This is a genomic window from Lachnoclostridium phytofermentans (assembly GCF_000733755.1).
Classification (GTDB): domain Bacteria; phylum Bacillota; class Clostridia; order Lachnospirales; family Lachnospiraceae; genus Lachnoclostridium; species Lachnoclostridium phytofermentans_A.
This window is the reverse complement of the sequence record NZ_JPOF01000001.1, coordinates 471,022-485,545: the sequence shown is the minus strand read 5'-3', so window position 1 is coordinate 485,545 and position 14,524 is coordinate 471,022. Positions and strand designations below refer to the sequence as shown.

16 protein-coding genes are annotated in these 14,524 nt (G+C 37.6%); 2 read left to right on the top strand and 14 right to left on the bottom strand.

The annotated features are described in order from the left end of the window. Window positions 1-80 precede the first annotated feature (80 nt). From CC92_RS0102280 to CC92_RS20655, 11 genes are all read right to left on the bottom strand, one after another. A complete protein-coding gene (locus CC92_RS0102280; RefSeq protein ID WP_029502040.1) occupies window positions 81-1,436 on the bottom strand; it encodes an acetyl-CoA carboxylase biotin carboxylase subunit in 1,356 nt (451 codons plus the stop codon). A 27-nt stretch (window positions 1,437-1,463) separates the two neighbouring features. Next, window positions 1,464-1,886 (bottom strand): 3-hydroxyacyl-ACP dehydratase FabZ, encoded by a 423-nt coding sequence (gene fabZ / locus CC92_RS0102275; protein WP_029502041.1) that lies wholly within the window; start codon window positions 1,884-1,886, stop codon window positions 1,464-1,466. Window positions 1,887-1,992: 106 nt separating this feature from the next. Beyond that, window positions 1,993-2,427 (bottom strand): acetyl-CoA carboxylase biotin carboxyl carrier protein, encoded by a 435-nt coding sequence (accB, locus tag CC92_RS0102270; protein ID WP_029502042.1) that lies wholly within the window; start codon window positions 2,425-2,427, stop codon window positions 1,993-1,995. Between the two features lie 34 nt (window positions 2,428-2,461). Continuing rightward, complete coding sequence (fabF, locus tag CC92_RS0102265; RefSeq protein ID WP_029502043.1) at window positions 2,462-3,700, bottom strand: beta-ketoacyl-ACP synthase II; 1,239 nt, start codon at window positions 3,698-3,700, stop codon at window positions 2,462-2,464. A gap of 56 nt (window positions 3,701-3,756) precedes the next feature. Continuing rightward, on the bottom strand, window positions 3,757-4,497 hold the full coding sequence (fabG, locus tag CC92_RS0102260; protein ID WP_029502044.1) for a 3-oxoacyl-[acyl-carrier-protein] reductase: 741 nt from the start codon (window positions 4,495-4,497) through the stop codon (window positions 3,757-3,759). 49 nt (window positions 4,498-4,546) lie between these two features. Next, window positions 4,547-5,464, bottom strand: a complete 918-nt coding sequence (fabD, locus tag CC92_RS0102255; protein WP_029502045.1) for an ACP S-malonyltransferase — start codon at window positions 5,462-5,464, stop codon at window positions 4,547-4,549. Between the two features lie 226 nt (window positions 5,465-5,690). Beyond that, complete coding sequence (locus CC92_RS0102250) at window positions 5,691-6,113, bottom strand: hypothetical protein (RefSeq protein WP_029505420.1); 423 nt, start codon at window positions 6,111-6,113, stop codon at window positions 5,691-5,693. Between the two features lie 15 nt (window positions 6,114-6,128). Continuing rightward, entirely contained in the window at window positions 6,129-6,683 is a 555-nt protein-coding gene (locus CC92_RS0102245) for an RNA polymerase sigma factor (protein WP_029502047.1), read from the bottom strand. Between the two features lie 161 nt (window positions 6,684-6,844). Further along, the gene (locus CC92_RS0102240; RefSeq protein ID WP_051650627.1) at window positions 6,845-8,320 is read right to left on the bottom strand and encodes a putative glycoside hydrolase; all 1,476 of its coding nucleotides are present in this window, start codon (window positions 8,318-8,320) and stop codon (window positions 6,845-6,847) included. Window positions 8,321-8,407: 87 nt separating this feature from the next. Further along, complete coding sequence (locus tag CC92_RS0102235; RefSeq protein WP_242841323.1) at window positions 8,408-9,493, bottom strand: HD domain-containing phosphohydrolase; 1,086 nt, start codon at window positions 9,491-9,493, stop codon at window positions 8,408-8,410. A gap of 30 nt (window positions 9,494-9,523) precedes the next feature. Further along, window positions 9,524-10,996, bottom strand: coding sequence for an ATP-binding protein (locus CC92_RS20655; protein WP_029502050.1), 1,473 nt, complete (start codon window positions 10,994-10,996; stop codon window positions 9,524-9,526). A gap of 198 nt (window positions 10,997-11,194) precedes the next feature. On the opposite strand from CC92_RS20655, the gene CC92_RS0102225 reads away from it, so the two are divergent. After that, a complete protein-coding gene (locus CC92_RS0102225) occupies window positions 11,195-11,539 on the top strand; it encodes a helix-turn-helix domain-containing protein (protein WP_012198541.1) in 345 nt (114 codons plus the stop codon). Window positions 11,540-11,720: 181 nt separating this feature from the next. On the opposite strand, the gene CC92_RS0102220 is transcribed toward CC92_RS0102225, so the two are convergent. Further along, window positions 11,721-12,221, bottom strand: a complete 501-nt coding sequence (locus CC92_RS0102220) for an SEC-C metal-binding domain-containing protein (protein WP_029502052.1) — start codon at window positions 12,219-12,221, stop codon at window positions 11,721-11,723. Between the two features lie 348 nt (window positions 12,222-12,569). Here CC92_RS0102220 and CC92_RS22770 point away from each other — a divergent pair, with 348 nt between their 5' ends. Next, window positions 12,570-12,728, top strand: coding sequence for a hypothetical protein (locus CC92_RS22770; protein ID WP_029502053.1), 159 nt, complete (start codon window positions 12,570-12,572; stop codon window positions 12,726-12,728). A gap of 1 nt (window position 12,729) precedes the next feature. On the opposite strand, the gene CC92_RS21350 is transcribed toward CC92_RS22770, so the two are convergent. Beyond that, entirely contained in the window at window positions 12,730-13,017 is a 288-nt protein-coding gene (locus CC92_RS21350; protein WP_051650629.1) for a hypothetical protein, read from the bottom strand. Window positions 13,018-13,100: 83 nt separating this feature from the next. Further along, on the bottom strand, window positions 13,101-14,426 hold the full coding sequence (locus CC92_RS0102205; protein ID WP_029502055.1) for a replication-associated recombination protein A: 1,326 nt from the start codon (window positions 14,424-14,426) through the stop codon (window positions 13,101-13,103). Between the last annotated feature and the right edge of the window lie 98 nt (window positions 14,427-14,524).

Genomic DNA, 14,524 nt, shown 5'->3' with positions numbered 1-14,524 from the left:
ACCATACTTTGTGCGCTAACACACTTACGCTTTTTAGATAACACCCTTTGATACCAGATAATAAGAAGTGTAAATTTCTTTTATTTCACACTATTTTTATAAAGAAATTGTTCTACAAAATCAGTCGTAATCTTTCCTGCTTGAAATTCATTATTCTGGATTAATTGATATAGAAAATCAGTATTCGTTTCAATACCATCAATAATGAGTTCACCAAGGACACCTCGCATCTTAGCAATCGCTTCTTCTCTTGTTTTATCATGTACCATTACTTTTGCTATCAGGGAATCATAATACCTAGGAATTATATATCCTTCATACAACATCGTATCAATACGAACTCCAAAACCTCCTGGCATATGAAATTCTGTTACAGTACCAGGAGACGGTAAGAAACCTCGTTCCGGACACTCCGCATTGATTCTGCATTCGATTGCGTGTCCCTCAATTTTAATATCCTCCTGTGTAAAACTAAGAGGCTTTCCTGCTGCTATTTTAATTTGTTCCTTTATCAAATCAATTCCAGTAACAAGCTCTGTAATCCCATGCTCTACCTGAATTCTTGTATTCATCTCAATAAAATAGTATCTTCCTTTATCATCTAGCAAAAATTCTATTGTACCTGCATTCGTATAGTTCGCTGCTTTTGCTGCCCTAACTGCTATCTCTCCCATTTCTTTTCTCAGAGTTTCATTAAGAGCAACCGATGGTGCTTCTTCAATCATCTTTTGATGTCTTCTTTGGACGGAACAGTCACGTTCCCCAAGATGTACTACATTGCCGAACTGATCCGCTAGAATCTGAAATTCAATATGTCTTGCACCAGAAATGTATCGTTCCAGATACATTGTATCATCACCGAAAGCATTTTTTGCCTCTTGCCTAGCAGTTTCAAATAAATTCTCAAATTCCTCTTCTGAATGCGCGATTCGCATACCCCTGCCACCGCCGCCAGCACTTGCTTTAATCATTATCGGATATCCGATTTCATTGGCTAAAACTTTGGCTCTCTTTAACTCATGAAGTGGTTCTTTGGTTCCTGGTACTACTGGAACTTTAGCCTCCATCATGGTGTTTCTTGCACATGCTTTATCTCCCATGCGATCAATTACATCTTTATTTGGACCAATAAATGCAATATTACATTTTTCACACAGCTGTGCAAACTTACTATTTTCTGCTAAAAAACCGAAACCTGGATGTATCGCTTCAGCACCAGAAGCCAATGTTGCACTTAAGATTCGCTCCATCTTTAAATAACTATCCTTGGCATATGCTGGTCCGATACATATCGCTTCATCTGCTAATTGGGCATGCAGTGCTTGTTCATCTGCTGTAGAATATACCGCAACCGTTTGAATCCCCATCTCTCTACAGGCACGAATAATACGAACTGCAATTTCACCACGGTTGGCTACTAAAATCTTCTTAAACATAAGAACCCCCATTCCTTCGTTACCCTGCTAACGTATTACAAACGTTAATTCTGCCTCAGCAAAAACCTTTTCATCATCGTATGCTTTCGCGGTAGCTACACCAACTGGTCCCTTTTGCTTTAGTAATTCAACCTCTAAGGTTAACACATCACCAGGTGTTACCATGTTACGAAACTTTGCCTTATCAATTCCTCCAAAGAAAGGGCTCTTGCCCTTATTTTCATCTACAGATAACATAACCACAGAACCTACTTGTGCTAAGGCTTCAATGATTAAAACTCCTGGCATCACTGGATTACCTGGATAATGTCCGGTAAAAAAAGGTTCATTAAAAGTGACACACTTTCTTCCGATAGCACGAATTCCTGGAACTAACTCTAAGATTCTATCTACTAATAAAAATGGACTGCGGTGTGGAATGATATCCATAATTTCTTTACAATTTAACATTATTCTACCCTCTATTCTGGCACTTTAGCGCCATTTCATATCAATGACAATCTTACACTAATACAAATTGCCAGTTGATAGTTTAGTTATCCTAACCAATCTTGCTTTATGAAAGCGGACGAATACGGACTAGCTTCTGTTCAAATCCAACCATCTCTTGGTTTTTTACTAAGATTTCTTCTACTATACCATCGTATGGAGATTCAATCTCATTCATTAGCTTCATAGCCTCAACGATACCAACTACCTGCCCCTTAGTTACTCTATCACCAACCTGAATAAATGGTTCTTCTCCTTCTCCCTTCGCGTGGTAGAATGTGCCCACCATTGGAGAAGTAATGATATTACATGGTACGGTCTCTTTCTGTATACAACTTTGTTCGCTGATTGCTGTCGCTGCCACTACCTTAGAAGCAGACGAACCTAGCAGTTCATGATCTAATTCAAAGGAAAGCTTTGTCTCTCCCTCTTCATAAGTAAAAGAAGTTAGCTTTGATGAGGAAACCGCCTCTATCAATGCAATAATATCTTTAATTTCCATATGATTCTCAATTCTGGCGCTTTGCGCCAACTCCTTATTCTACATATTTTTTTACAAGAAGAGTTCCATTGTGACCACCAAATCCTAGCGAATTGCTAATCGCCACATTAACCTTTTTATCAGTTCTTGCTTCTTTTGTATAATCCAAATCAAGTTCTTCGTCTGGTACGCTATACCCCACAGTTGCATGAATAAAATCTTCCTGTACCGATTTCACACATACAATGAATTCAACAGCACCGGCAGCACCTAACATGTGACCTGTCATCGATTTTGTGGAGTTCACATTCAGGTGATATGCGTACTCTCCAAAAGCACCTTTTATCGATTTTGTCTCAAATAAGTCATTGTGATGCGTACTTGTTCCGTGAGCATTAATGTAATCCACATCCTCTGGCTTTAAGCCTGCTTCCTTCACAGCAAGAAGCATAGCTCTCATAGCGCCTTCACCATCTTCGGAAGGGGAAGTAATGTGAAATGCATCTGCGGTTGCTCCATATCCAGCCACCTCTGCTAAGATCTTTGCACCTCTTGCCTTGGCATGCTCTAAGGACTCAATCACAACGACACCAGCTCCCTCTCCCATAACAAAGCCGTTACGCTCTTTATCAAAAGGAATGGATGCACGCTTTGGATCTTCTGATGGACTTAATGCAGTGAGTGCCCCAAATCCTGCAACTCCAAGCTTTGATATCGCGGCTTCTGTCCCACCACAGACCATAACATCTGCATCGCCACATTGGATTGCACGGTAAGCCTCACCTATTGAGTGTGTCCCTGTAGCGCAAGCAGTTACCACGTTGATACATTTTCCTTTTAAACCAAAATTAATGGATACATTACCTGCTGCCATATTACTTATCATCAGAGGTACAAATAATGGATTGGTTCTCTTCGGTCCGTTATTATTTAAGACTTTCTCATATTCCTTTTCAATGATCATTAGATCACCGATACCAGAACCAACAGACACGCCAATTCTTGTCCGATCTTCTTTTTCCAAATTAAGACCACTAGACTCAATTGCTTCTTTTGTAGCTGCAACAGCATATTGACAAAATTTTTCCATACGTCTTGCAGACTTTCCATCCATATAGTCGCTTGCTTTGAAATCTTTTACTTCTGCTGCAAGCTTCGCTCGATAATCAGTCGTATCAAAGTAGGTAATCGGTCCAAAACCTGTCGTTCCTTTTTTGATATTACTCCAAAAATCCTCCATGTTATTTCCTATCGGAGTGATTACTCCCATACCTGTGACTACTACTCGTTTCATTTAAGTCCTCCATTCTGTCATCAACCACGAATTCTGACAGCGATTCAATTTTCTAACTACATTCCCATGCCGCCATCTACCTGTATTACTTGCCCTGTAATATAAGCCGCTTTCTCCGATGCTAAAAATGCAACTGTTTCAGCAATATGAGAAACTTCACCAAACTTTTTTAGTGGTATCTGGGTAAGTACCATCTCTTTTGCATTCTCTGGTAAAACATCTGTCATTTCTGTTTGTATAAATCCTGGTGCTACTGCATTCACGGTAATTCCACGTGATCCTAATTCTCTCGCTGCTGATTTTGTCATTCCTATCACACCAGCCTTCGACGCACAATAATTCAATTGCCCGATATTTCCAATCACACCCACAACAGAAGAAATATTAATGATTCTTCCACTTCTTTGCTTTAGCATTGGACGGGTTACTTGCTTGATACAGTGAAAGCAACCTTTCAAATTTGTGTCAATGACCGCATTAAAGTCTTCCTCTGACATCTTCATGATAAGGTTATCCCTTGTGATGCCAGCGTTATTTACTAAGATATCAATCTGTTTAAACTCTTTTAGTATGTCTGCAAACATAACTTCTGTTGCCTTCGCATCTGCAACATCTGCCTGATAAGCAATGGCTCTGCCACCATTGTTTCTAATTGTTTGAACTACTTCTTCTGCTCGTTCCTTGGAACCACAATAATTCACAATCACTGTTGCTCCATAATTAGCAAGTGTCAACGCAACCTGGCGTCCTATTCCACGGCTCGCACCAGTCACCACTGCAACTTTATTCTCTAACATATCATTCCTCCATTTATGCGTATAAAAATGACCAATATTAGTTTATTATTTATAAAGCGTTTAACTTATCTAAATCTTCCACTTTTTCTATATTAATTACCTGCATGGTACGATCTATCTTTTTTACAAATGAGGATAACGTTTTCCCTGGTCCTATCTCAACAAAAGTTGTGATACCATTTGCAATCATCATTTCCACACTTTGCTGCCAACGTACTGAAGAGGAAACCTGAGTTGCCAATAGATCTACGATTGAATCTTTCTTTGTTACATATTCCGCGGTGGTATTCGCAACATATGGAATAACTGGGTCATTTATCGTCACTTTTTCTAATTCCATTCGAAGCTTTTCCCCAGCTGTGAGAAGCATTGGCGAATGGAATGGTCCGCTAACATTAAGTGGTAGTACTCTTTTCGCTCCTGCAGCCAAAAGACTAATCTTCGCAGCTTCAACTGATGATTTCTCGCCAGAGATTACAACCTGACCTGGACAATTATAATTTGCAACCGTTACTATTCCTTCGGTATTGGCACAAATTTCTTCGACTTTTTCATTGCTAAGCCCTAAAACTGCTGCCATAGTTCCAACCGATACTGGAACTGCTTCTTGCATATAGATTCCTCTTTTTCTTACAAGATAAATCACATCTTTTAAGCTAAGGACTCCACTCTGATAAAGGGCTACATACTCTCCTAAACTAAGTCCAGCGCATACCGCTGGTGTTATGTTCTTCTCCTTTATCGCCATTAACATTGCTGCCATGGTTATAACCATTGCTGCCTGCGTATATTCTGTGATATGAAGTCTTTCATCCTCTTCAAAAATCAATTTTGTCATATCAAGCGATAGAACATCTCTCGCTAGTTCAAATACCTCTCTAGATTCTTTATAGGTATCATAAAAATCTTTTCCCATACTAGCATATTGAGCTCCCTGTCCAGGAAAAAGAAACGCTATTTGGTTCATACTTAACCTCAATTCTGCGTATACGCGCTTGATTTATTTCAATTTAAAACGAGGAGAGAAACGAAATTATTCCGAAGAGAAGCGTGTAAGCTTCACGGAGGATTCTTCCGTTTCTCCCCTATTTCTTATTATTATAAACTGAAAGCTTGCTACTAGACTTCGAATAACAAGATTCTTCTCATAAGCTTTCTTGTATTGATTCAATGAACGAATACACCCAACTTCCTTATGCTGTTTGTACTCTCTTTCCAAATAATTTGTTTAACCATTTCTTCTTAGCAACCATTCGCACTATACTAATGATAACTACTAACATGGCTGCTACTCCTGATACTATTGCTACTAGAGCTTTCATCTTTGCCTGAACAGCACCGACCTTCTCTTTTACTTGTGCTTTTGCATGAGCCGCACGTTCTGATACAGGTTCGTATGGATGTGCAACAATGTTATCATATAGCTCTCTTTGTTCATTTATTGTTCGATTTAAGGTATCCGAAATTACGAACACATTCCCCTTCTTAAAAGGTCTTAATGTTCGACTTCTATTGGTGAAGGCTTTTTGTTTTTGTATGTCCCTTTCAGGGTACTCATTTTCTAAAAATCTAGTATCCAGATTACCCATTAGATCAATTAAGTAATTTTCAGTCATTGGCTTCTCCCTTCTTTAATTTAGTTGAAATTCATTTTTCATCTTTGTACGTAATCGTGAAAGTCTACTATCCACTGCAGTAACCGACATGCTCATCGCATGTGCAATTACTTTAGAGGACTGCACATAAAAATACTTTCTTATCATTAATTCCCGATCTTTCTCCGGGAGACTTGCAATCATTTTATTTAGTCTTTTTACATTTTCTCTGCGCATCATTTGATTTTCAATGTTCACACTTACATCTGGAAGCACCGATGCAAGCTCTGCTACATCCTCAGAATGCGTTCGATCCTCATGCCTCTTTATGTCGCGTAAACGATTGATTGCGGTGTTTCTGACAATCACCTTAAGGTAAGTAGATAATGAGGCTTTGGTATAATCATATTTCTCTGCATTCTTCCAGAATTTAAAGTAAGTATCGTTTACACACTCCTCGATATCCCTAACATGGTTTCCAAGGATACCAGCTGCGATATATACTAGCAGTTTCTCGTACTTCTCTGCTAACAAGGAGAGCCCTAGTTGATTTTTCTTATATATCAGAGAAAGAATTTCTTCATCCGTCAAGTTAACTGCCTCCTTCGAGTATATGATATTATAGTGGAATACGACAATGTCACACACACTAATATCGTTCGATATTAAAGTGGAATACGACAATGCGCACACTAAATATCGTATGCCTATCTATAAATACCCATCAAATAAAAATATCTTGCAATAATTTTTTAATTACCTGATTTCCATGGTGATTCATAATACTTTCCAGAGTTTGGAACTCTGGTTGGTAGTGGAACTTCGGTTGGGGTTGGAAGAGGAGTTGGGGTTGGTCGATTCGCATAGTGAAACGCTGCTTCTTCCTCCGTATATAACGCTCCCTTGGTATAATTCATAGAACCATTCCATAGGAGCCACTCCGAATAATCCGAATCATAGACAGCCTCTATCTGATCTCTGACTTCCTTTGGCCCATATCGAATATAATGTTTAATCCAAGAAGCAGTAAAATCCTGAAGCCAAGGTCGTACCTTCGCCCGATGTTCCCCCTCTGGTATCTGATTTAATGACTTTCTGGAAGCATCTAGCGCTGCCAGTATAAGATTATAAGGCTCGGTATCTGGATACTTAATTCCATAATACCCATCCCCATAATGAGAAGGGTAAATCATCGGACAAATATAATCTAGATATTTTGACATCTCTACATAGCTTTGCCCAACTATCTTTGCATCCACAGAGCTACTGATAATTGCTCCATAAACATCTGCGGATACAAAAATACCTAATGGTCTTAACTCTTCACAAGCATATTTTACAAACTCTGTGATCGTTTCTATTTTGGTTTTATTAGAAGCCTCAGCACCAAAATCAACATTTGACATTCCACTATCCGTTGAAAATCGAATGTAGTCAAAATTTACCTCATCAAAACCAATTTCAGCGCATTTTGAAGCTACTCCTACCAAGTAGTCCCACACTTCTTTTTTAAATGGGTTTACCCACGCTAATTTATCTTTATCACGAAAGGTAGAACCATCTTTATACTTAAGCGCAAGTTCAGGTCTTTTTTCTGCAAGTACAGGGTCCTTAAATGCTACAACTCGGGCAATTAGATAAACATCGTGTTCTTTTAACTTCTTTATTAACCCTTCAATATCACTAATATAGCCCCTAGTTGCATTGATATCAATAGCAGGTTGATAATCCATCTGATACGTGATTCTCCCATCATCATCTTTGATATCAATTACCATTGCATTAAGTTCCGTATCATCTACTAACTTTAACAAATCATCAATACTACTATTCGCTTTCGACGCAGTAATATATATTCCCTTTGCTTTTACAGCTTTTCGATTATCTGTAAAGTTCGCCATCCAGACTTCTTGGTCTTCTACAGGTTCTATAATCTCTTCTTGTACTGGATTCGTAATCCACATCCCATATGGTCCCGATGAGGTTCGATCCGATAACTCCTCTAACTTTCGTTTAATCAGTTCATTATCAGCAAAATTCTTTTTATCCGTATCCTCCATTTTTGCTTTTGCATAAAAAAACACACAAGTACCAAGTCCTAACGCAATTACTAAAATAAGAAGTGCATTTATCCCTCTTCCCAGGAAGCCTTTCATTCCTCTTTTCGAAGTAAATTTTCGTTTCCTACGTTTTGCATCAAAATTAAGATAATGATCTTTCTTTCTCATTCCTTATTCCTCTTCCTAATCTTATAGTAAGTCCGAGATCTATCTGTCGTTCCTTCGGACTATTAGCCTGGAATCTTGGGTTTTCGTTTATCTTTTTAGTTGCCTTTGTACTTTTAAAAATACTTCTAAAATCTCCGGGTCAAGGCTACGATTTGCTTCAAGCTTCATACGTCGTAGTGCTTCTTCGTGTGCACCGTCTCCTTCCTTTTCATAACATTTTAACAAATTATCATACATATTTACAACAGCTACAATGCGGGCTGATAGTGGTATCTCCGTTTCTCTTAACCCCATTGGATATCCTGTACCATCAAACTTCTCATGATGAAACTTAGCAATGTCGATTGCCATCTTTAAAAAATCATTATATTCACTTTGAGCATAAGCTTCACTTAGATTCTTTGCACCAAGTTCTGCATGTGATTCCAGCACTTTTTCTTCTTCTATAGTAAGTTTCCCTCTTTTTTGCAAAATATTATCAGGTATAAATATTTTACCAATATCGTGAAGTGCAGCAGCTAGTTCGATTGTATCAATATAATCTTGTGAAATCTCATCTTCAAACAACCCTGAAAATTGCAAGCTCATAGCAAGAAGTCTACTATTCTTACCTATATTTTCAATATGATTTGCTCTTCCTTTATCTCTTGCTTCGCACATCCTAGCCATCGCATAGATCAGATTTCTCTCCTCTGTTGCTATCTTTTCCATCTGTTCTTTCACTAACTTTTGAAGCTTTTGGTTATACATTTCAAGCTCTTGTTGCATTCGATGTATTTTAAGATGAGTACTAATCCTAAGAGACACTTCCTCATGTTCAAATGGCTTACTAATAAAATCAACTGCACCAAGTTTAAACCCTCGTATTTTGTCCTCGGTAGAATTTAGCGCTGAAATAAAAATAATTGGGATATCTCTTGTTGTTGCATCTTTTTTCAATCTCTCACACCACTCAAAACCATCCATATCCGGCATAGAGATATCTAACAAAATCAGTTGTGGGAGTGTTACCTCCATTGCCTGTATTGCTTGTTTTACACTGGTAACCGGACGTGCCACATAACCAGACTTTCGTATCATTTCTGTCAACACAACAAGATTTGCAATCACATCATCCACTATAAGAATGTTTACTTCCTGTTCTATCTTCTCTGTTAATACCAAACCAATCACCTCATGTATTCTTTCCTTCGCCACCCGATGTTACGACTGTAAGTAATCCTGCAATTCTTGCATCTGTTTCTGTGTTCTCTCATAGTCTTCTTTTCTTACTGCCAACTCTAAACGAAAGGCGCTCCTTCTTCCTTCCTTCTCAGACTCCGGTATCATTTTTTTTATTATACTAGCAAAATTCTCCGCCTTTTCCCAAGTTTCTAACTCCACACAAATAATTAGCTTTTCTAAATATTCTGCAATTGCCTCTTTATCAAGTACATATGGTACTGGCACCCTTGATGTTGTCACACTCTGCCTATCACCAGATACTACATTCCACGTAGTATTTTCCATAGTGAATTCACGATTACCTTCCAGTTTAGGTTCTGCATCCATTCCGTAATCTTCTTTCACGACCTTAAATCGAATAGAAAAAGAAAAGGTACTTCCTCTTCCCAACTCACTACTTACATGAATCGTACCACCCATTAATTCTACTAAGCTTTTACTGATTGCAAGACCAAGTCCTGTTCCGCCATATTTTCTAGTAATAGAACTATCCACTTGAGAAAAACTTTGAAAAAGCTTATCTGTATCTTCCTTCGAAATTCCAATCCCGCTATCGATCACCATAAAAAACAGTTCTACTTCCTCTTCATTTTGATATGTATTGATTACTTCAATCACAATTTGTCCCACAGAGGTAAATTTAATTGCATTGGAAATCAAATTACTAAGTACTTGTTCTAACCGAAGTTCGTCACCTAGTATTTTTTTAGGTACGTTATCCCCAATATTTACTTGAAGCTTTAACCCTTTCTCATTTAACTTTGGTAAATGATAAGATAGTGTATTTTTAAGAAAATCTGAAATATCAATTATTTTATTTTCAAGCTGCATCTTGCCAGCAGCAATTTTTGAGAAATCTAAGATTCCATTAATTATATTTGTCATATTATCACAGCAACGTCTGATAATATTTACACTTTCTCTCTGTCTTTGTGTTAACTCCGAATCTAGTAAAACATCTGCTAACCCTTTCATACCGTTTACTGGCGTTCTTAATTCATGTGTGATATTAGCCAAAAATTCATTTTTGACACCAGTTGCTTCCTTTAATTCTTCCTTGGCATTCTTTTCTCTCTTTATCACAGCATTTAACTCTGTCATATTCTGAATGAAGCAAACAACCGCATTCTCTTCTGATTTATTGCTAAAAATTAATTTCATACGCACTGGATAACAGGTCTGGTTTTTTCGATAAGCAAACGTTTCAATGATCGAATATTCCTGTGTCTCTTTCACGTCTTCTACTTCAAAACGATTTATAAATACGTTATTATTATGTACTCTTAACGCTTTTGGAAATATGTCTATTATATTCGTATTTTCTAACTCATCCAAATAACCAGTTTCTTGCTTGGCAGCATCATTGGCATAAATAATCTGGCCTATTTGATTAAAAATAAAAATTCCCTCTGTACAATATTGAAACACTAAATCATAAGGAATATTGCTCATGATGCACCCCCCTTGTCGTATTCTTAACAATATGATAATTCACCAAAAAAAGTTTGTCAATGTGATAGCGATTAGTATATCAATCTTTGGAAAATATGTTGACATTTTGCCATATTTTGTTATAATAAATGAAGAAATACGTATGCGCTACACGAAAGATTAAATGCAAGCGCTAAGAAAAGGACTTGGAGGTCAAATATGAATTTTAATATACGTTTAAAGCAATTGCGTCAAAAGCATAAGTTGACACAGAGCGAGCTTGCTGAGATTCTAGGCTTAAAGCCAACTGCCGTATCAAATTATGAGTCACGTAGAAACGAGCCATCTTTTGAAAAACTAATCGCACTCTCCAGATATTTTGATGTATCGTGTGATTACTTGCTTGGTATTTCTGATGCCTACCTTCCTGTTGGCGGTGAAGTATTAGATAAAGATATCGTGGATTTCTTTAATCTATATCAGCAATTAGATTCTAATAATGCAGCAGAATTGAAGAATTTCGCAAACTATCTACTATACAAACAGGAATCTTCAAACGAGTAAGATCGCATAAGTGGGGTAGCCCCAAGACCAAGAGTTCCAATGTCCCATAGATATATTAGAAAGCCCAACCGAAGTTACTTCGTTTGGGCTTTTTTTATTCATGACAAGGAAAAGTTCGCAATGCGTGAAAAATGCAGGTAGTTAGAACGAATCTCACCACCTGCATTTTATTCATTTATCACTATTTCCCACAACAGAATTTATACTTTTTACCACTTCCACATGGACATGGATCATTACGTCCAACTTTCTTTTCCTTCACGATAGTTCCGGACTTCTTCTGAGTAAGATATAATTCTTTTCTACGTGCATCGGATAATAAGTTCTCCCACTGTGGAAGAGTATATAACCAGTCTGCACTAGCTTCTACCATATTGTAATAAAGCTTTTCTAAATCAAATCCTAAATTAACTACAGTATTTGCTTCCATAGTCTCAATTGGATTTGGCTCTTTTAAGCTTTCATTAATTCCATCTAAGAAACCAGTCATAATCTGTAGTGTTGTATTATATTTGTTAGCAAGCTCTTCTACAGTTCCAGTAACTACTTCCTCTGGATTTGATAAAAGCTGCTCATAGATTCCCTTCTCAATTGTGAAATAATTTCCCCAGAAAACTTGTCCGGTTTTCTGATCCATATCTTCTGCGTACGCAACGTCTCTCCAGTCAGTTAATAAGCTCATTTTATTCATCCTTTCAAAAATGTATGTTTTCTTATTTTTGTGTGTATAAAAAGATTTTATACGCTAATACTATAATTAGTCTAATGATATTTCTGGGAATCACGATATCTAACAGCCTATCGCGAGACTTAGAAGTACGGTTAGATTAGCGTATGCTCTTTCAATAGTTGGATTCCCCCTCCAATGAAAAGCAACAATACAAAAGAAGAGTTAAATACTTATCCTCCCCTTTTTGATTAAGCCTGTGGCAACGGAGTCACAGGCTTAATATTCGTCAAAACCTAATTATAAAGGCTTTCTATTCGTTTGGCAAGTAGTAATTCTATAAATTAAGAAAGAGGTATCCACATGTCTTATATTGCACCCAAAATGCAGGCAAAGTTTGAAACTCTGTCGATAGATTTAAAAAACCGCATCTTAGAACGTGACGTTACCATTCATGATACGAAAGACTTGGTTCGTATCCTGGAAGAAATCGTAGAGGAAACGGAGGATAATAACAATTAATTTATTCCTTCTCTTTCTTCGACTGATTCGCTTCTTTAAACCCTTTTTTCTTCATCTGATTGATTTCATGCATAGTGTAGCCTTCCTTGCCTTTTCCAAAGGTACGACTCATCAATAAAAATACGTAGATGAAAACTGGAATAATAAAGGTTGCAAATATGCTTGCTAAAAATAACCCGTTGGCGTATGGCTTTGCCATAATTGCTGCTACAAGGGAAAATATATATAATCCCAGTAATATGATAATGCCAACGATTGCTAATACTCGTTTTGTTTTACTTGTCTTCATTCCAAATCCTTTCTTTTCTCAAATTCCTTTTTTGCTAATTCTTATCACTCTCTATTTGTCATAAACATCCCTTCCAAACACAATCAGGTTTCATTTCCTTTTATTCTATGAAAATACTCTTTAATCGTCTTTTCATAGCCATTATCACTCGGACGATAAAAGGTACGGCCGACATAAGGATCTGGTAGGTATTGCTGTTTTACATAATGATTTTCATAGTTATGCGCATATAAATAACCTACTCCATGGTTTAGTTTCGCAGCCCCTTTGTAGTGAGCATCCTGTAAATGAGAAGGAATCGGAGGTGTTTTATCCTTAGCAACCAGCTCTGATGCCTCATCGATGGCTACGATTGCTGAATTGCTCTTTGGTGCGCATGCCACGTAAGCGGCAGCTTGTGCAAGAACTATACGTCCCTCTGGCAAACCAAGCCTCTCCACTGCCTGCGCTGCTGCTGTTGCAACTACAAGTGCATTCGGATCGGCATTCGATACATCCTCCGCAGCACATATCATAATTCTTCGTGCAATAAATGCAACATCTTCTCCCGCATATAGCATCTTCGCTAAATAATAGATTGCAGCATCTGGATCACTTCCACGCATACTCTTTATAAATGCAGAAATTGTATCGTAGTGATTATCCCCCGACTTATCGTATTTTAATACTCGTTTTTGGATACACTCCGATGCCACTTCTAACGTAATATGAATTAAGTCATCTTCACTCCGTTTTGTTGTTAATACACCTAACTCAATCGCATTTAAGGCTGACCTTGCATCTCCATTTGCTGCACTTGCTAAAAAGTCTAAAGCGTCTTCCTCCATTACCGCTCGATAAGCTCCTAGCCCTTTTTCTTTATCCGTAATCGCACGAATTAAAAGTTCTTTGATATCCTTTTGCTCCAAAGGTTTTAATTCGAATACAATTGATCTTGAGATAAGCGCGCTATTAACTTCAAAATAAGGATTTTCCGTCGTAGCTCCAACTAAGACAATGGTACCATCCTCAACAAAAGGCAGCAAATAATCTTGTTGCCCTTTATTAAAACGATGAATCTCATCCACAAAAAGAATGGTCTTCTTTCCATACATACCAAGTGTTTGTTTCGCTTTCTCAATAACCTCTTCCATATCTTTTTTACCGGCAGAAGTTGCATTAATTTGATGAAAGTTTGAACTGGTGGTATTGGCAATCACCTTTGCAAGCGTAGTTTTTCCAGTTCCAGGAGGACCATAAAAAATAACCGAACCAAGTTTATCCGCCATGATTGCTCGGTATAACAACTTATCTTCTCCTATGATATGGCTCTGTCCGACCACCTCTGATAACTTCGTTGGACGAAGACGAGAGGCAAGTGGAGATTCTTTCTCCTTCGTATTTTCTCTCATATATTCAAATAGATCCATAATAACCTCCAATCTGGTGATTTGATACCTTTCTTTCAAAGTAAATAATTGATTTTTTCACACTAATACCTTGACGTGAGAAAAAACCATGCAGTATG